This is a genomic window from Mesorhizobium sp. M7D.F.Ca.US.004.01.2.1 (assembly GCF_003997785.1).
GTDB lineage: Bacteria > Pseudomonadota > Alphaproteobacteria > Rhizobiales > Rhizobiaceae > Mesorhizobium > Mesorhizobium loti.
Map to the genome: position 1 here is coordinate 1 of NZ_RZRQ01000021.1, position 17,650 is coordinate 17,650.

The 17,650-nt window shown below is 64.0% G+C and carries 18 protein-coding genes; 12 read left to right on the forward strand and 6 right to left on the reverse strand.

Translation table 11 applies throughout. From position 1 onward, the window contains the following. Nucleotides 1-240: 240 nt before the first annotated feature. From EN993_RS05995 to EN993_RS36955, 3 genes are all read left to right on the forward strand, one after another. Nucleotides 241-585 (forward strand): co-chaperone GroES, encoded by a 345-nt coding sequence (locus tag EN993_RS05995; RefSeq protein ID WP_109660338.1) that lies wholly within the window; start codon nt 241-243, stop codon nt 583-585. Nucleotides 586-686: 101 nt separating this feature from the next. Then, nucleotides 687-2,318 (forward strand): chaperonin GroEL, encoded by a 1,632-nt coding sequence (gene groL, locus EN993_RS06000; RefSeq protein WP_109660339.1) that lies wholly within the window; start codon nt 687-689, stop codon nt 2,316-2,318. 141 nt (nt 2,319-2,459) lie between these two features. Beyond that, nucleotides 2,460-2,618: a hypothetical protein gene (locus EN993_RS36955; RefSeq protein WP_164482308.1), complete on the forward strand. Its 159-nt coding sequence runs from the start codon at nt 2,460-2,462 to the stop codon at nt 2,616-2,618. Between the two features lie 21 nt (nt 2,619-2,639). Here EN993_RS36955 and EN993_RS06005 read toward each other — a convergent pair whose 3' ends face one another. Next, nucleotides 2,640-3,068, reverse strand: coding sequence for an NUDIX domain-containing protein (locus EN993_RS06005; RefSeq protein ID WP_109660341.1), 429 nt, complete (start codon nt 3,066-3,068; stop codon nt 2,640-2,642). A gap of 93 nt (nt 3,069-3,161) precedes the next feature. Between EN993_RS06005 and EN993_RS06010 the strand changes: the two genes are divergently transcribed. Next, entirely contained in the window at nt 3,162-3,659 is a 498-nt protein-coding gene (locus tag EN993_RS06010) for a GAF domain-containing protein (protein WP_109660343.1), read from the forward strand. A gap of 217 nt (nt 3,660-3,876) precedes the next feature. Here the strand turns inward: EN993_RS06010 and EN993_RS06015 are convergent, their stop codons facing one another. Further along, a complete protein-coding gene (locus EN993_RS06015; RefSeq protein WP_127262653.1) occupies nt 3,877-4,932 on the reverse strand; it encodes a YeiH family protein in 1,056 nt (351 codons plus the stop codon). 143 nt (nt 4,933-5,075) lie between these two features. Further along, nucleotides 5,076-5,666 carry a transcriptional regulator BetI gene (gene betI, locus EN993_RS06020; RefSeq protein ID WP_127262654.1) on the reverse strand — a complete coding sequence of 197 codons (591 nt, stop codon included), beginning with the start codon at nt 5,664-5,666 and terminating at the stop codon, nt 5,076-5,078. Nucleotides 5,667-5,742: 76 nt separating this feature from the next. On the opposite strand from betI, the gene EN993_RS06025 reads away from it, so the two are divergent. From EN993_RS06025 to EN993_RS06050, 6 genes are all read left to right on the forward strand, one after another. After that, nucleotides 5,743-7,767, forward strand: coding sequence for a CocE/NonD family hydrolase (locus EN993_RS06025; protein WP_164757554.1), 2,025 nt, complete (start codon nt 5,743-5,745; stop codon nt 7,765-7,767). Nucleotides 7,768-7,803: 36 nt separating this feature from the next. Next, a complete protein-coding gene (locus EN993_RS06030; RefSeq protein WP_126069924.1) occupies nt 7,804-9,345 on the forward strand; it encodes an ABC transporter substrate-binding protein in 1,542 nt (513 codons plus the stop codon). Nucleotides 9,346-9,417: 72 nt separating this feature from the next. Beyond that, entirely contained in the window at nt 9,418-10,383 is a 966-nt protein-coding gene (locus tag EN993_RS06035) for an ABC transporter permease (RefSeq protein WP_164757555.1), read from the forward strand. Then, nucleotides 10,380-11,222 (forward strand): ABC transporter permease, encoded by an 843-nt coding sequence (locus EN993_RS06040; RefSeq protein WP_109660351.1) that lies wholly within the window; start codon nt 10,380-10,382, stop codon nt 11,220-11,222. Before EN993_RS06035 ends, EN993_RS06040 begins: the two co-directional genes overlap by 4 nt. After that, nucleotides 11,222-12,211, forward strand: a complete 990-nt coding sequence (locus tag EN993_RS06045; protein WP_109660354.1) for an ABC transporter ATP-binding protein — start codon at nt 11,222-11,224, stop codon at nt 12,209-12,211. The genes EN993_RS06040 and EN993_RS06045 overlap by 1 nt, the downstream gene beginning before the upstream one ends. Beyond that, nucleotides 12,208-12,975, forward strand: a complete 768-nt coding sequence (locus tag EN993_RS06050; RefSeq protein ID WP_109660356.1) for a dipeptide/oligopeptide/nickel ABC transporter ATP-binding protein — start codon at nt 12,208-12,210, stop codon at nt 12,973-12,975. The genes EN993_RS06045 and EN993_RS06050 overlap by 4 nt, the downstream gene beginning before the upstream one ends. Before the next feature lie 7 nt (nt 12,976-12,982). On the opposite strand, the gene EN993_RS06055 is transcribed toward EN993_RS06050, so the two are convergent. The 3 genes from EN993_RS06055 to EN993_RS06065 form a co-directional block, all read right to left on the reverse strand. After that, nucleotides 12,983-13,369: an ester cyclase gene (locus EN993_RS06055; protein ID WP_127262656.1), complete on the reverse strand. Its 387-nt coding sequence runs from the start codon at nt 13,367-13,369 to the stop codon at nt 12,983-12,985. A 157-nt stretch (nt 13,370-13,526) separates the two neighbouring features. Then, nucleotides 13,527-14,519: a carbon-nitrogen hydrolase family protein gene (locus EN993_RS06060; protein ID WP_127262657.1), complete on the reverse strand. Its 993-nt coding sequence runs from the start codon at nt 14,517-14,519 to the stop codon at nt 13,527-13,529. Nucleotides 14,520-14,748: 229 nt separating this feature from the next. Further along, nucleotides 14,749-15,642, reverse strand: a complete 894-nt coding sequence (locus tag EN993_RS06065; protein WP_127262658.1) for a LysR family transcriptional regulator — start codon at nt 15,640-15,642, stop codon at nt 14,749-14,751. Between the two features lie 154 nt (nt 15,643-15,796). Here EN993_RS06065 and EN993_RS06070 point away from each other — a divergent pair, with 154 nt between their 5' ends. Both EN993_RS06070 and EN993_RS06075 read left to right on the forward strand, forming a co-directional pair. Then, complete coding sequence (locus EN993_RS06070) at nt 15,797-16,192, forward strand: cupin domain-containing protein (protein WP_109661356.1); 396 nt, start codon at nt 15,797-15,799, stop codon at nt 16,190-16,192. Nucleotides 16,193-16,209: 17 nt separating this feature from the next. Continuing rightward, complete coding sequence (locus tag EN993_RS06075) at nt 16,210-17,622, forward strand: MFS transporter (protein WP_127262659.1); 1,413 nt, start codon at nt 16,210-16,212, stop codon at nt 17,620-17,622. Nucleotides 17,623-17,650 lie beyond the last annotated feature (28 nt).

The window sequence follows — 17,650 nt, forward strand, 5'->3', positions numbered from 1 at the left end:
CTCCCTTGTGCCTGAAATCGTGAAAGTGAACTTGTTCGATAAATAGGCACTCGATCGGCAAAATTCAATCTTTTGAATTATTTGACACTCTGCGGATAGCACGAAACGGCTGGCCGAAATAATACTTTTGAATATTTAATCTGGCCCGCGAATAATTTTTGGCACTCCTATCTATCGAGTGCCAACGCGTCTATAAAGGACGGGCGTGGCCGCCTGTGCCGGCCCCAGAAAGAAGTTCCCATGAAATTTCGGCCACTCCACGACCGCGTCGTCATTCGTCGCGCTGAAGGCGATATCAAATCCAAGGGCGGCATCATCATTCCCGACAATGCCAAGGAAAAGCCGCAGGAAGGCGAAGTCATCGCCGTCGGCCCGGGTGCACGCGACGAAAACGGCGCGCTGATTGCACTCGACGTCAAGGCCGGCGACTTCATCCTGTTCGGCAAATGGTCGGGCACCGAGGTCAAGATCGACGGCGAGGACCTTCTGATCATGAAGGAAGCCGACATCATGGGCGTTATCGACAAGAGCGCCGTCGACAAGACGGGCGTCGAGAAGACCGTGCCTGCCAAGAAGGCCGCCTGATTGGAGCGCTGCGTGTCCTTCGGGATGCGCAAGGGACACTCCGGGCTTTGATCATGGAGGGCAGGGCTCTGCCTTCCTCAAACCGAACTGGATAAAAAATCATGTCTGCCAAGGAAATCAAATTCTCCACTGATGCGCGCGACCGCATGCTGCGCGGCGTCGAGATCCTCACCAATGCGGTGAAGGTCACGCTCGGCCCCAAGGGCCGCAACGTCATCATCGACAAGGCCTATGGCGCGCCGCGCATCACCAAGGACGGCGTCACCGTCGCCAAGGAAATCGAGCTTGCCGACAAGTTCGAGAACATGGGCGCGCAGATGGTGCGCGAAGTCGCCTCGAAGACCAACGACCTCGCCGGTGACGGCACCACCACCGCAACCGTGCTGGCCGCTTCGATCCTGCGCGAAGGTGCCAAGCTGGTCGCCGCCGGCATGAACCCGATGGACCTCAAGCGCGGCATCGACCAGGCGGTTTCCGCCGTGGTCAAGGAAATCCAGGCGCGCGCCAAGAAGGTCAAGTCATCGGCCGAGATCGCACAGGTCGGCACTATCGCCGCCAATGGCGATGCCAGCGTCGGCGAGATGATCGCCAAGGCGATGGACAAGGTCGGCAATGACGGCGTCATCACCGTCGAGGAAGCCAAGACCGCCGAGACCGAGCTCGACGTCGTCGAAGGCATGCAGTTCGACCGCGGCTATCTCAGCCCCTATTTCGTCACCAATGCCGACAAGATGCGCGTCGAGCTAGAAGAGCCCTACATCCTCATCCACGAGAAGAAGCTCGGCAATCTGCAGGCGATGCTGCCGATCCTCGAGGCGGTGGTGCAGAGCGGCAGGCCGCTGCTGATCATCTCCGAGGACGTCGAGGGCGAGGCTCTGGCGACGCTGGTCGTCAACAAGCTGCGCGGCGGCCTCAAGGTCGCGGCCGTCAAGGCGCCGGGCTTCGGTGACCGCCGCAAGGCGATGCTGGAAGACATCGCCGTGCTGACATCAGGCCAGATGATCTCCGAGGACCTCGGCATCAAGCTCGAAAACGTCACCATCGAGATGCTCGGCCGCGCCAAGCGCGTGCTGATCGAGAAGGACACCACCACGATCATCGACGGCGCCGGCACCAAGGCGACGATCCAGGCGCGCGTCGCCCAGATCAAGGGTCAGATCGAGGAGACGACCTCCGACTACGACAAGGAAAAGCTGCAGGAGCGGCTGGCCAAGCTCTCCGGCGGCGTTGCCGTCATCCGCGTCGGCGGCGTAACAGAGTCGGAAGTCAAGGAAAAGAAGGACCGCATCGACGACGCGCTGAACGCAACGCGCGCGGCGGTTGAAGAAGGCATCGTGCCCGGCGGCGGCGTGGCTCTGCTGCGTGCCCGCTCGGTGCTTGGCGGCCTGACCGGCGCCAATGCCGATGTCACAGCCGGCATCACGATCGTGCTTAGGGCGCTCGAAGCGCCGATCCGCCAGATCGCCGAGAATTCCGGCGTCGAAGGCTCGATCGTCGTCGGCAAGCTCACCGACAGCAAGGACCACAATCAGGGCTTCGACGCCCAGAACGAGACCTATGTCGACATGATCAAGGCGGGCATCGTCGATCCGGCGAAAGTGGTGCGCACCGCACTGCAGGATGCCGGCTCGATCGCAGCCCTGCTGATCACCGCCGAAGCGATGATCACCGACATTCCGGCCAAGGATGCAGCACCGGCAGGTGGTGGCGGCGGCGGCATGGGCGGCTACTGATCCTGATTCAGGTGAGGCCGGCCTGCAAACGCCGGTTTCGGCTCGGCCTGACCTGAATCTTCCACGCCGGTTCCAAGAGCCGGGACTACCGCCGGGGGATTTTCTCCCGGCGTTCAGGCCTCTAGCCCAGGAGACCGATCCATGATCACGTTCGTGCGGAAGCCAGAGACGGTCGTCACGACCGAAAAAACCGAGGAAAGCCGCTTCGACCGCATCCGCAGGATTGCCGCCGACAAGCACAAGAAATCCGACTCCGACACGGCAACGCCAGCAAAGAGCGAGCCCAAACGCCCGATGTAAGGCTCTGCGGCTCGTACGCCACTACTTTCCGCTCAACCTCAGCACCACGTCGCGTGTCAGCGGCGCGAGTTCGATGCCGTCGGTCGCTTGCGGGTCCAGCCAGATCATCTCCTCGATTTCGGCGGCCGGCATCGGCTGGCTCTCGATCGGCTGTGCGGCAAAAGTGAGCGCGAACAATTCCGCTTCGACCGTGTAATCCGGCTCATTGGCCGCCTTAGCCGAAAACAGGCCGAGCCGGGCGGCGATGCGGGGGTCGATCACCAATCCGAGTTCCTCGCGCAATTCGCGCACCAGGGCATCGACCGGTTCCTCGTCCGGCTCGATCTTGCCGCCGGGTTGCATGAAGGCGTTGGTATCGCGCTTGCGCACCAGCAGCAATTTGCCCGACGCATCCGTGATCACAGCTGCGGCAATCCTGATCTTGCGGCTTTCGGAGGGGATGGAATTCACGCTAGTATCATCCGTGGTCGTTTGGTGCGGAGCTTGCCAGATTTTGGCAGGCGACCGAGACGAAACCGCGATTCTCGATAGGGAGACAAGTTCATGTTTGCGGCCAAGGCCATCGACACGTCGGACAAGGCCGCGTTCTACCGTGACCTCGCCACCCAGCTTAAGGCGCTGCTCGAGGGCGAGCGCGATTCGATCGCCAACGCCGCCAACACCGCGGCGCTGATCTTCCAGATGGTGCCGGACCTCAACTGGGCGGGGTTCTATTTCCTGCAGTCGGACGAGGAAATGGTGCTCGGACCGTTCCAGGGCAAGCCGGCCTGTGTGCGCATCGCCGTCGGCAAGGGCGTGTGCGGAACCGCGGTCGAACTCGGCACCTCGATGCTGATCAAGGACGTGCATGATTTTCCCGGCCACATCGCCTGCGACGCCGATTCGCGCTCGGAACTGGTCGTGCTGCTCGAGGACGATGACGGCGTCTTCGGCGTGCTCGATCTCGACAGCCCGCTGCCCGCCCGCTTCGACAAGGCCGACCAGGCCGGCATCGAGACGCTGGCGGCGATCTATGCCGCGGCGAGTTCCTTCGAGGATTAGTTCCTCGATCCAGCATCCGCCGTCGAGTTCCTTCGCGCCCCCCTCTGTCCTGCCGGACATCTCCCCCACAAGGAGGGAGACCGGGCAGCTGTGACGCCGGCTCTCGCTTGCAACGCTGAAAATTGGCGATATCGGTCGCGGCATCCAATCTCCCCACCTGTGGGGGAGATGTCCGGCAGGACAGAGGGGGGCGCCGTGGAGCGCTACCTTTGAACCCTCAGACGAACTTCACCAGCATCAGGCTGAAGCAGCCGATGAACAGGAAGGCCGAGAAGGCGAGCGCCAGCGGGCGCAGGCCGCGGGAGCGCAGCTGCGAAATGTCGGCCTGCAGGCCCATGGCGGCCAGCCCCATGGTCAGCATGATGGTGGTGGCGAGCGCCATGGCGGATTTCACCTCGGCAGGCACCGTGACCAGGCTGTTCAGCGCCACGACGGCGACGAAGGCGGCGACGAACCACGGCATGGGAGGCCGCGCGGCTGTCTGATCGCCGCTCTTGCGGCGCGCCATCAGGCCGAGTGCGACGACCATCGGCGCCAGCATGGCGACGCGGGTCAGCTTGGCGACGGTGGCGATCTCGCCGGACTGGGTGCCGTTCTGGAAGCCGGCGCCAATGACTTGCGCCACCTCATGGATCGAAGCGCCAGCCCACAGGCCGAAAGCGTGCTGGTCGAGGCCGAGCATGGGCGCCATAAGCGGGAAGCCGAGCATGGCGACGGTGCCGAACAAGGTGATCGAGGCGACGGCGTAGGTGACGTCCTCGTCGCGCGCATCGGTGACGATGTTGGTGGCGACGATGGCCGAGGCGCCGCAGATCGAGGTGCCGGCGGCGATCAACTGCGCCAGCTTGGCGTCGACGCCGATCAGCCGGCCGAGCATGATGGTGAAAACGAAGGTGACGCCAAGCGTCGCCGCGACAATGCCGACGCCGCCGGCGCCGATCGACACAACTTGTCCAAGCGTCAGCTGGAATCCGAGCAGCACGATGGCGAAGCGCAGCAGTCGGCGCTGCGAAAACGCGATGCCGGCCTTGGCATGGGCGGGCGTGCCGAGCACGTTGGAGTAGATCATGCCGGCGACCACCGCGAGGATCATCGGGCTGAACAAAGCGAAGCCGGAGACGTTGCGGGCCGAGAAGGCGACGGCAGTGATCATCGCGACAAGGACGATGCCGGGGACGATGCCATTCCAGTTGAGGGATCTTCGCCCTTGCGTCAGATCGGCAGGAAACGCGCTTTTCGGAATATCGTTCGCGAAGTGGGAAACGGAAGACAATGCAATGCTCCAGACTGGTACGCTGGGAGAATGTCATTCCTACACCGATCTTTCCAACGAATTATTCTCGTTAGAACGATCGATTTTTACGAATGATTCCTCGGACGCTGGCAGTGCAAACGCCTGACGGCGTGGCGATCCTCCTATCCCTCGACGCCGGGGATCAGCAGGCAGATGTAGCGCCAGCAGATCCGCCGCGCCCGCTCAAGATCCTCTTCCACATACTCCCCCGCGTTCTGCCAGAAGAAGCCGTCGATCAGCGCGGCGATGCCGTCGACGGTGTCGTCGACCTGGTCGGCCGGAACCAGCCGTTTGACGGCATAGCGGATGTTGGAAACGAAGCGCGCGCCGGTCAGGTGGTAGAGATGCTTGATGCGCGGCTCGGTCTGCGCTGCGATCATGAACTGCATCCAGGTCACGGCGCGCTTGGGCACGCCGAGGTGCTGCGGTGCGAAGGAGCCATCGACGATCGCCTTCAGCCGTTGTGCGGGCGTCGGATCGGCAGGCGCCAGCTTCAGAATATCCTGGCGAAACAGGTTCGACAGGTTGCGCATGGCCAATGCCATCAGCTCTTCCTTGCTGTCGAAATAATGGTTGACCAGCCCAGCCGACATGCCGGCGCGCCGGGCGATCACCGCCATCGTGGCGCCGGACATGCCTTCCTCGCCGACGACGGCAATCGCGGCGTCGACCAGCTCGTCGCGGCGCATCGCCTTGATTGATCGTTTCGCCATTGCAATGCCTTCTCGTTTGTATATTGATTGGCCATTCAATACATTATATCGTCATTCAATCCAAGCCGGAGTTCACATGCCCAGCGTCGTCATTTCCGGGGTCAGAACGGTCGAAACCCACTGGATTCCGCTTGCCGACGGCCGCAAGCTGGCCGCCCGTCTGTTCCTGCCTGATGACGCCGAGAAAAACCCCGTTCCGGTAATCCTCGAATACATACCGTATCGCCGCCGCGACGGCACGCGCACCGGCGACGACGAGATGCATCTTTTCTTCGCCGGGCATGGCTATGCCTGCGCGCGCGTCGACATTTCCGGTGCCGGCGATTCCGACGGCCTGCTCGACGACGAATATGTCAAACGCGAGCAGGATGACGGACTGGAGATCCTGGCGCATCTGTGCGCGCAGCCCTGGTGCACCGGCGTCGCCGGCATGATCGGCATCAGCTGGGGTGGGTTCTCAGGCCTGCAGCTGGCGGCGCGTCGACCGCCGCAGCTGAAGGCGGTCATCACGGCGTGCTCGACCGACGACCGCTATGCCTGCGACGCGCATTACAATGGCGGCCTCGTGATCAACGACAATTTCGGCTGGGGCGGAGCGCTGTTCGGCTATTCGGCACTGCCGCCGGACCCGGCCGTCGTCGGCGAGGATCGCTGGCGGCAGATGTGGAGAGACCGCCTCGACGACCACAAGAACCATGCCGCCGAGTGGCTGAAGCACCAGCGCCGCGATGCGTTCTGGAAGCAGGGCTCTGTCTGCGAGGATTTCTCCGCGATCGAGTGCGCGGTGCTGGCCGTCGGCGGCTATCTCGACGGCTATACGCAGACCATCTTCAACCTAGTCGAGAATCTCGAGGCGCCGGCCAAGGGCCTTTGCGGTCCCTGGGGCCACAAGGAGCCGAACAGCGGCGTGCCGGGGCCGGCAATCGGCTATCTGCAGGAATGCATCCGCTGGTACGATCATTGGCTGAAGGGGATCGACAACGGCGCTGACAGCGATCCCGATATGCGCCTTTATCTGATGGACTATGCCAGGCCGCATTCGCACATCGATGTCCGGCCGGGCCGCTGGCTTGGCTTTCCGCAATGGCCGGCAAAACAGATCGGCGGCAAGGCTTATTGGCTGAACGGCGACGGCAAACTCGGCGAAACGCAGGGCGACGGGGCAGGGCCGCTGACCATTTCATCGCCGCTCACAACCGGCGTGCAGGGGCAAGAATGGTGCCCCTACGGCCAGGGCCGCATCTCGGCCGAAGGCGCGCGCGACCAGCGTGCGGACGATGGCGGCTCGCTGTGCTTCGACAGCGCGGCGATGGCGGCCGACCTGCCGCTTGCCGGCATCTCGAAAATCAGGCTGCGCGTTGCATCGGACAAACCGCAGGCGCAGATCTGCGTCAGGCTGAACGATGTGGCGCCCGACGGCACCTCGGCCTTCATCACCTTTGCGCTGCTCAATCTGGCGCACCGCGAGAGCCACGAATTCCCGACGCCGCTGACGCCAGGACAGTTCGAGGATGTCGAGCTTGACTTCAAGCCGGTGGCGCAGATCATCCCCGAAGGGCACAGGCTGCGGGTAGCCATTTCGTCCTCCTACTGGCCGATGGCCTGGCCGTCGCCGGAGCGTACCATGCTGACCTTCGACCCGAAGGGCTGCCGGCTCGATCTGTCGCTCCTGGCCAGCGAGGAGGGCCTGGCGCCCGTCGCCTTCGAGGAAGCGCTGTGGGCCGAGCCGGGTCCGGTGACGGTCAAGGAGCCGGCTCGCCAGCTGCGCTCGCTGACGACAGACCTGCCGACCGAGCGCACCGAACTGACGGCGCTGTCCGACGATGGCCGCTTCGTCTTCGAGGACATCGGCACCGAGATCACCTCCTGGCGCCGCAAGATCTATGGGATATCAGACAACGACCCGACGAGCTGCGTGACGCAAGTGACCTGCCATGAGGAACTGACCCGCCCGGACTGGAACGCGCGCCTCGATTGCGAAATCACGGTCAGCTGCGACCGCGACAGTTTCCACATCAGCGGCTGGCTCAAGGCCTATGAGCGGGGAACGATCTTCGCCGAACGGACTTACGACGAGGTCATTCCACGCGACTGCCTATAATCAACAAACGTGCAGCCAACAAAAAGGGGAACAAAAATGCGCATGAAACTCGACCGCAGAACATTCCTGGCCGGCTCGTCGGCACTGGCGATCCTGCCCTATATCGGCTTTGCGCGGGCGGCCGACAGAACCAACCCGATCATCGCGCTCGATGCCGACATCGGCAATCTCGATCCGGGCAACCGCGTCGGCACCACCGAAGGCAACATCATCCGCTCGGTCTGCCAGACCCTGGTGCGCTTCGAGCCGGGCAAGACCAGCTGGACGAATGACGCGGCCAAGGAGATCAAGCAGATCTCCGACACCGAGTTCGACTTCGAGCTCAACCCCGGCCAGATGTTCACCGGCGATTTCGGCGAGATGACCGCCGACGACGTCAAATACTCGTTCGACCGCTACATCAACGGAGACAAGAGCGGCAAGAAGCTCGCCTATGCCGACGACATGGAAGCGCTGAAATCGGTCGAGGTGACCGGCAAATACACCGGCAAGCTGATCCTCAAGCATCCATCGGCGGCGCTCTGGCTGATCGGCATCTGTGATGCGTCAGGCGCGATCCTGTCGAAGAAGGCCGTCGAACAACTGGGCGACAAGATCGCCACGACGCTGATCGGATCCGGCCCGATGGTGCTCAAGGAATGGCGCCCGAAGGAGCAGTTCGTGCTCGCCGCCAATCCCGACTACAAGGGACCCTACAAGGCGCATTTCGAGGAGATCACCGGCAAGATCATCCCCGAGCACAAGACCTCCTTCCTGTCCTATCAAGCCAAGGAACTCGACTTCACCGCCTTCGATGCCGACCAGCTCGACACCGCCAAAGGCCTGCCGGACACCAAGGTTATCGACATTCCCGGCATCGACTACACCTGGATCGGCATCAACGTCGAAAAGGGCGATCTTGCCGACCTCAAGGTGCGCCAGGCGATCCGCTTCGCGATCGATGTCGATGCCATCATCCAGGGCGCCTATTCCGGCGCCACCTCGCGCGCCAAGACGCTGCTAGCGCCCGGCCTGCTCGGCAATTGGGCCGACGCGCCGCTCTACACCAGGGACGTCGCCAAGGCGCGGGCGCTGCTCACTGAATCCGGCAAGGCGGGGCTGACCTTCACCTTCACCTGCCTCAACGACGCGACCTCGCTGGCGGTCGCGCAGATCGCCCAGGCCAATCTCGCCGAGGTCGGCATCACGCTCACCATCAACGCGATGGATTCCGGTGCCTACTGGGCGCTCGGCGCCGACGATGCCAGCAAGGATCTCGAACTGACGCTCATTCCCTACACGTCGAAATTCGACCCGAGCTTCCAGACGCAATGGTTCCTCGCCAGCCAGATCGGCCTGTGGAACTGGCAGCGCTGGAACAGTCCCGAATTCGACAAGCTCCACCAGGAAGGGCTGGAGACGCTGGACAAGGCCAAGCGCGAGGCGATCTATATCAACATGCAGAAGCTGCTCGATGAATCGGCCTCCTGCATCTGGATCACGCATGGCCGCAACTTCTTCGTCGACGCGGCCTGGCTGAAGCCGATGTTCCTGCCCAATGGCAAGGACTGGCAGTTCGAGTTCTTCGACAAGGCGTGAGGTCAAACCGGTGGACCTGGGAGGGGTGGTTGACCAGATGACCAGATGTGGCGGGCCGGACCCGGAGCGTTCATGACCAGGTCGCAACGGACCGCTGCTTTCATCGCCAGCCGTCTGGCGTCGGTGGTGCTGACCATCGCCGGCGCCACGCTGCTGCTGTTCCTGATGGTGCGCCTGGTGCCGGGGGATTTCACCTCGGTGATGCTCGGCCCGCGAGCGACGCCGGAGCTGCGCGCCCAGATCACCCATGACATGGGTCTCGACCGCAGCATGGTCGAGCAGCTCTGGTTGTTCGCCAGCCGTGCCGCAACCGGCAATTTCGGCGAGGATGTCGTTTCGCACCGGCCGATCCTCGACATCGTGCTCGATGTCATTCCCAACACGCTGGCGCTTGCCTTCAGTGCCCTGGCGCTGGCTCTGGTTGTGGGCATTCCGATCGGCGTCATCGCTGCACTGAAACCGGGCTCTTGGCTCGACAGCGGCCTGGCGTTGCTGTCGATCTCCTTCATCACAACGCCGACCCTGGTGGTCTCGGTGATCCTGTTCCTGATCTTCGCCATCGGTCTGCACTGGCTGCCGGTGGCGGGCGCCGGCAACCCCGGTGACATCATGGACCGGCTGCGGCATCTGATCTTGCCCAGCGTGGCGCTGGCGCTCGGCTGGGTCGGCTATATCTCGCGGCTTGTGCGCGCCGCACTGCTCGACACGCTGGCCGAACTGCATGTGCGCACGCTGCGCGCCTATGGCGTTTCCGAATACCGCATCGTCGGCCTCTACGCGCTGAAGCTCGCCCTGGTGCCGGTGGTGTCCATCCTCGGCATCGGGCTCGGCGACCTGATCGGCAGCTCGGTCGTCGTCGAGATCATCTTCGCCCGCTCCGGCATCGGCAGCCTGATCTTCAATTCGATCGCCCAGCGCAACTACCCCGTCGTGCAGGCTTGTGTGGTGTTCATCGTCGCCTTCTACATCGTCGCCAATCTGGTGGTCGACATGATCAACGCGCTGCTCGACCCGCGCATCGCGGTGGGCCGCGGATGAGCGGACTGGTCGCGACGCTCAAACGCATCTGTTCGGAACGCGACGGCCGGCTTGGGTTGGCCTTCACGTGTCTCATCCTGGTGTTCGCGCTGGTTGGACCGCTGGTCAGCCCCGACCCGAACGCCATCGACATCAAGGCCCGCTTCGCGCCGCCGGGCGTGATGCATCTTCTGGGCACCGACAATCTCGGCCGCGACCTGATGGCGCGCACCTCGGTCGGCACGCGCTATGCGCTGACGCTGGCGGTGATGATCGTCGTCATCTCGTCGGTCATAGGCTCGCTGATCGGCATTGTCGCTGGCATCGCCGGGGGCTGGGTCGACCGGGCGGTGACGGCGGTGTTCGACATCGTCAACGCTTTCCCGCCGCTCATCCTCGCCTTCGCGCTGATCGCGCTCTACGGCAAGGGCTCGGCCACCTTCGTGCTTCTGGTCACCGTCGTCTTCATTCCGCAATTCGGCCGCATGGCGCGCGCCCGCGCCCAGACCTTGCGCACCCTGAGCTTCATCGAGGCCGAACGCATGCTGGCCGTCCATCCCGTCACCATCGTGGTCAGGCACTACCTGCCCAATGTCGCCGGCCCGATCATCGTGCTGGCCAGCATGAACCTGCCTGTGGTGATCGCCTTCGAAGCTTCGCTCTCCTTCCTCGGCTTTGGCGTGCAACCGCCGAAATCGTCGCTCGGCACGCTGATCAAGGACGGCTTCATCTCGATCAACCAGTCCTGGTGGCCGACTGTTGCCGCAGCCCTTGTGCTGGCCATCGCCACGCTCGGCGCCACCTTGCTCGGCGAAGCGCTGCGGCGCGTCATCGACCCGAAGTCGGCGGGGGTGCGCTGATGGCGATTTCGCTGCGCAACCTGTCGGTCGACTACAGCCTGCCGCAAGGCACCGCGCATGCGCTGCGTGGCGTGTCGCTGGACATAGAAAAGGGCGAATTGCTCGGGCTGGTCGGCGAATCCGGCAGCGGAAAATCGACCGTCGCCTTCGCGCTGATGGGCCTGCTCGCCAACAATGCCAAGGTCACCTCGGGTACGGCGACGATCGACGGCAAAAGCTTCGACCTGACGAAGCGCAATGCGACGGCGGCGTTGCGCGGTCGCGGCATGGCGATGATCTTCCAGGACCCGATGATGTCGCTCAATCCAGTGTTCACCATCGGCACGCAGCTGTGCGAAGTGCTGCGCCGGCGCTCACCCGGCAGCGACCGCAAAGCCCGGGTCGGGATGGCCGAAGATGCGCTCGACAAGGTCAAGCTCAGCAACCCGCGGCGGCGGATGAACCAGTATCCGCATGAACTGTCCGGCGGCATGCGCCAGCGCGTCGTGATCGCCATGGCGCTGCTGTCCGAACCGGCGCTGCTGATCGCCGACGAGCCGACGACGGCGCTCGATGTCACCGTCGAGGCGCAGATAATGCGTGAGATCATCGGCCTGCGCGACCGCATCGGCTGCGCGGTGCTTTTGATCACCCACAGCCTCGGCCTGGTCACCGAATATTGCGACAGGCTTTCGGTGCTCTATGCCGGCGAAAGACTGGAAAGCGGCACAGTGAGACAAGTGCAGCGCCAGCCCGGCCATCCCTATACGCGCATGCTGTTCGACTGCGAGGTGCCGATCGACCGCGAGCGCCAAGCCGATGCCTCGGAGAACCGCTTCACGGTGATATCAGGCGACCTGCCGGACCCGCGCCGGCGGCCGCCCGGCTGCATCTTCAACGGACGCTGCGATGTTTCCTTCGACGATTGCGCCGTTATCAACCCCGGCGATTATCCGGTCGGCAACGAGGCCGAGCACAGGGCCCGCTGCCTTCGGTTGGCGACGCCATGACCGACGCGATCTCGATCAGCAATGCGCAACTGCGCTTTGGCGAGACCGCCGCGCTCGACGGCGTGTCGCTGGCCATCCCGCAAGGCACGTGTTTCGGCATCGTCGGCGAATCCGGTTCCGGCAAGACGACGCTGATGCGTGCCGTTCTCGGCCTGCAGAAGCTTGACCAGGGCGAGATTCGCATTCTCGGCAATCCGCTGGTGCACAGCCGTGCGGCGCTCAAGCAACGCGCCAGCTTCATCCAGCCGATCTTCCAGGATCCGGCTGCTTCGCTGTCGCCGCGCAGCCGCATCCGCACGCTGATGAACGAGGTCGGCACGGTGCTGAGGGAACCGCATGCCGCAATGCATGAGCGGCTGCGTGTCATCCTGAACCGGCTTGGCCTGCCGCCAGGTGTCATCGACAAATACCCGCACGAGATTAGCGGCGGCCAGGCGCGGCGCGTGGCGATCGCGCGGGCGTTGCTGATGAAGCCGTCGATCCTGATTGCCGATGAGCCCACCGCCGGTCTCGACGTCTCCGTGCAGGGCGACCTGCTCAATCTGCTGCAGGACATCAGGCGGTCGGACAACATCACGCTGGTGGTCATCAGCCACAATCTGGCGATCGTGCGCCTGATTGCCGAAAACGCCGTCGTCATGCGCGCCGGCAAGGTGGTCGAGGGCGGTGAAGTGGGATCGCTGTTCAAATCACCTCGGGAAGCCTATACGCGCGAATTGCTGGCCGCGTGGCCTGGTGTCACGCAGTCCAAACCGACGGGCTGAAAGCTGGCTAAAGCTGAGCTTCGATGGCGGCCTTGTCGATCACCGACCAGACATGCCTGATCCTGCCGTCGAGAAATTCATAGAAGACGTTCTCGCTGAAGGACACTTTCCGGCCGTTGATGGGCAGGCCAAGGAAGGTTCCGATCGGCGTGCAGTTGAACTGAAGCCGGCTGGCTATGAAGGGCGTGTCCGAGATCAGCAGCTGGATGTCGAAATAGAGGTCCGGAATCTCCGAAAAATCCCGCTCCAGCATCTTGCGATACCCGGCCAGTCCGATCCGGTCGCCATTGTAATGCACCTCGTCATGAACGAACCGGTGCAGGTGCCGCCAATCCTGATTGTTGAGGCAAGCGATGTAGCCGAGATAGGTGTCGGTAAGATCGGTGTCGGTCACGGCGATTGCTCCGGTGCTGATGCCTGGTCTCGAACCTGTGGTTCGCGCGAACAGGAAGATAGAACGACCGACGATTCATTCCAGATGGGTTGCGCTCTATCGGCGGCAACGCAGAGGGCGGCCGGCAGCCGCCAGCCGACCTCCGGGTCACGCCCGGCTAGAACATACCGCGATCGTTGCTGCGCTGGTCGTCTTCCACCAGATGCGGCTGATAGATTCCCGCTCGCGCCGTTCGCCGCCAGGGCCGGGCCGGGTCTGCCGGATTGTTGTCGATATCGGCGACGGCAATCGCGGCGGTTCCATCGGCTGGACATTGCGCCGCCCAGCGGCCACCGGGGGCAACGATCCCCGAAGGCGCGGTCAGGCTGTGTTGCGCGGGGAGAGAGAAACTCGCCCAGTAATTGTTGCTTGCCGCGTGTCCCTGCATCTCGACGGCGAAGGCCGGACCATCGGCGGCAGTGATTGTCGAGAACAGGACGCAGTCGACATCTAGCCTCTCATAGTCGATGAAAATCTCGGGAAAGTGCGCTTCCATGCCGAGCGTGCAGCCGAAGCGGAGCCCGTCGACCTCGAACGTCATGGGGATCGAACCCGGCGTGTACATGAAGGAGATCTTGGTGTTCGACAGCATGCGCTCGTCATAGCGCGTCACCAGCTCGCCGCGATCGGAGACGACATAGAGGCTGTTGTGCGGCCGACGCGGTCCGCTCAGCCGATGCACCGAACCGAAGACCGTCCACAGCCCAAGCTCGCGCGCAAGCGCTGTCGTCGCCTCCAGTTCCTCGCGCAGGACAGCCCATTCGAACCGGCTCCAATCGGCAGGCCCGATATGTTCGCGGCCCCTGGCCGACATGATGCGTTTGTTGGGGGAGCAGGTCGCGCCTTCGGGAAAGTGCAGCAGTCTCGCGCCCGCCTGCCGCGCCTCTCGCATCAGGCGTCGCATCTCCAGCCCGCTGTCGCGCAGCGCGCCGATGTTGGTGGGGTCATCATGGACGGTGCTTTGCGCCACGGCCAATCGCACCGATCTCACTTCGGTCGCCGGATCGTTCGGCGCACCGCGGTGAAAATGCCTGAGAGCAGCCGTATAGGATTCGCCTGTCCTGGCAGCGCGAGCCCGCACACGGCGTTTGAAATTTGTATTTTGCGTCATTGTCATGGCCTTTCACGTCCCGGATGGGGTTCCCCAGCAACCACATCCGAAACGGTCGGACCAAGACAGCGGCCTGAGACTGGAAAGCCCCTTTGCCTCCGTTGAAAGGCCGTGCTGGGGACGGTCCCTGGAGGTTCGGCGCAGGCCACGCCGTGGAGAATGATGCCGATGCTGTCCTGCTTCGTCAACCGGGCAGGCAACCGATGCTGACCGGTCGAAAGGCTCACATCTAATCCCGGTAGCGCAGCGCGTCGACCAGCAGCGAGAAGGCTGGCGTCGCCTGCCGGCGGCTGGGGTAATAGAGATGGTAGCCGGGGAAGGGCGCGCACCAGTCGGCGAGCACCCGCACCAGCCGGCCGTCGGCCAGATAGGCTGTCACCTGGTCGTCGGGCATATAGGCGAGCCCCAATCCGGCGAGCACGGCATTCATGCGCAGTGCGGCTGTGTTGAACACCAGCTGGCCTTCGACCCGCACCTTCAGCTCGCGCCCGGCCTTCTCGAACTCCCACGCATAGAGCCCGCCATAGGTCGGCAGCCGCAGATTGATGCAATTGTGGTCGGTCAGGCCCTGCGGCACGCGTGGTTTTGGCCGCGTGGCGAAATAGGCCGGCGACCCGACCACCGCCATGCGCATATCGGGGCCGATGCGCACAGCGATCATGTCGCGTGCCACCTGTTCGCCCAGCCGCACGCCGGCATCATAGCGCTCGGCAACGATGTCGGTCAGGCCGTAATCGACGATGATCTCTATCCTGATGTCGGGATAGTCCGGCAGCAGCCTTGATATCGCCGGCCACAGGATCGCATCGGCGGCATGCTCGCCGGCGGTGATGCGGATGGTGCCGGCGGGGTTTTCGCGCAAGGCGCTGAGCGCCGTGAGCTCGGTCTCGATCTCGTCGAGCCTCGGCCCGACGGTGCGCTGCAGCCGCTCGCCGGCTTCGGTCGGCGAGACGCTGCGCGTGGTGCGGGTCAGAAGCCTGACGCCCAGCCGCTCCTCCAGCGTGCGAACTGTGTGGCTGAGCGCCGATTGGGAAACGCCGAGCTTGGCCGCCGCCCTGGTGAAGCTTTCCTCGCGCGCGACGGCGAGGAAAGCGGTCAGCTCGTTCAGATTGTCTCGCGGCATTCATGAGCCCTTCTCATAAGTACATGCCGGTTATAGCAGCTAATCATGGGCAATCGCAGGCCCTAAATTGGCATCACAAGATCGGGCGGCCCAAAGCTGGGCGGCCTTGAAGCCAATGGCCGCGTCGGGCCCGGCGTGGAAAAGGAACAAAACCATGGATATCAAGCGAAGCGGTTCTCAAGCCTCCGGCAAGGGACCGGGCGACTGGTTCACCGGCACGGTGCGCATCGACCCGCTGTTCCAAGCCATCGCACCGGCCCGCGCGGCCGGCAACGCCGTCACCTTCGAGCCCGGCGCGCGCACCGCATGGCACACCCATCCGCTCGGCCAGTTGCTGATCGTCACCGCCGGCTGCGGCCGCGTGCAGCGCGAGGGCGGCCCGGTCGAGGAAATCCGGCCCGGCGACGTGGTTCGCTTCGAGCCGGGCGAGAAGCACTGGCATGGCGCGGCACCCACCACCGCCATGACCCACATCGCCATCCAGGAAGCGCTCGACGGCAAGGCGGTCGACTGGATGGAGCCCGTCAGCGACGCGCAGTACCAGGCCTGATCGCCGGAGCCAGCACAATGTCCACGCCCGCACCGCACAAGACGGCCATCCTGGCGATTATCCTCGTCAGCTACGTGATGATCGTGCTCGACACCTCGATCGTGCTCACCGGCCTGCCGAAGATCCATCAAAGCCTGGGCTTCACGGATGCCGGGCTGGCATGGGTGCAGAGCGCCTATACCTTGACCTTCGGCGGCTTCCTGCTGCTGGGGGCACGGGCGGGCGACATTCTGGGCCGTAGGCTGATGCTCATCGTCGGGCTCGCCCTGTTCACGCTCGCCTCGCTGGCGATCGGTGCTGCGCAATCAGCGGCCTGGATGATCAGCGCGCGGGCCATCCAGGGCCTTGGCGCCGCCATCCTGGCGCCGTCGACGCTGGCGCTCCTGCAGACCACCTTCGCCGAGGGCTCCGAACGCACCCGCGCCGTGTCCTACTACAGCGCCGTGGCCGGTGTGGCGGCAAGCGTCGGCCTGGTGCTGGGCGGCGTGCTTGCCGACTGGATCTCCTGGCGCGTCGGCTTCTTCATCAATCTCCCTATCGGCATCGCGATGATCATCGCCGCACGCCGCACCATCGTGGAAACCGAGCAGCGTGCTGGCCAGCTCGACATCGTCGGCGCACTGACCTCGACCGTTGGCATGACGGCCCTTGTCTACGGCTTTATCCGTTCGGCCGACACTGGCTGGGCAAACGCCGGGACGATCGCGTCGCTGGCGGGCGCCGTGCTGCTGCTTGGCGTCTTCGTCGTCAACGAGTGGAACGCGAAGCAGCCGATCATGCCGCTGCGACTGTTTGCCAGCCGCGAGCGCGCTGGCGCATACGCCGCCCGTATCCTGTTCCTGGGCGCCATGATCGGCTTCTTTTTCTTCACCACGCAGTATCTGCAAGGGGTACTCAACTACAGGGCATCGCTGACCGGCATGGCCTTCCTGCCGATGACGATGGTCAATTTCGCCGTGGCGATGGTCGTGCCGCAGCTGACCCGCAGGTTCGGCAACGGCCGGCTGCTCGCCTGCGGCCTCACGCTCTGCCTCGCGGGCATGGTGTGGCTGAGCCGCGCCACGTTCGATACTTCCTACCTAACCAGTGTGGCGTTGCCCATGGTGCTGATCGGCGCGGGACAAGGCATGGCGCTCAGCCCGCTCACCACATCGGGCATTGCCGGCGTCGCACCCCAGGATGCCGGCGCCGCCTCGGGCGTCGTTAACGTCGCTCATCAGCTCGGCAATTCGCTTGGCCTCGGCGTGCTTGTTGCAGTGGCGGCGGTGGGCGCCGGCGCGCTCGATGGCCGGGAGCTGCTCGCCTACCGCGTCGGCACCGCGCTCACCGCCGGCTCCGCCATGCTGGCATTCGCGCTGCTGATCGTCTGCGCGCTGATCGTGCGGCCCCGCAAGTCGGCGCAAGCGGTTGCGAGCGGCGCGAACGCCTGAGTGCCGGACATGGGGCGACAGCCTCAAC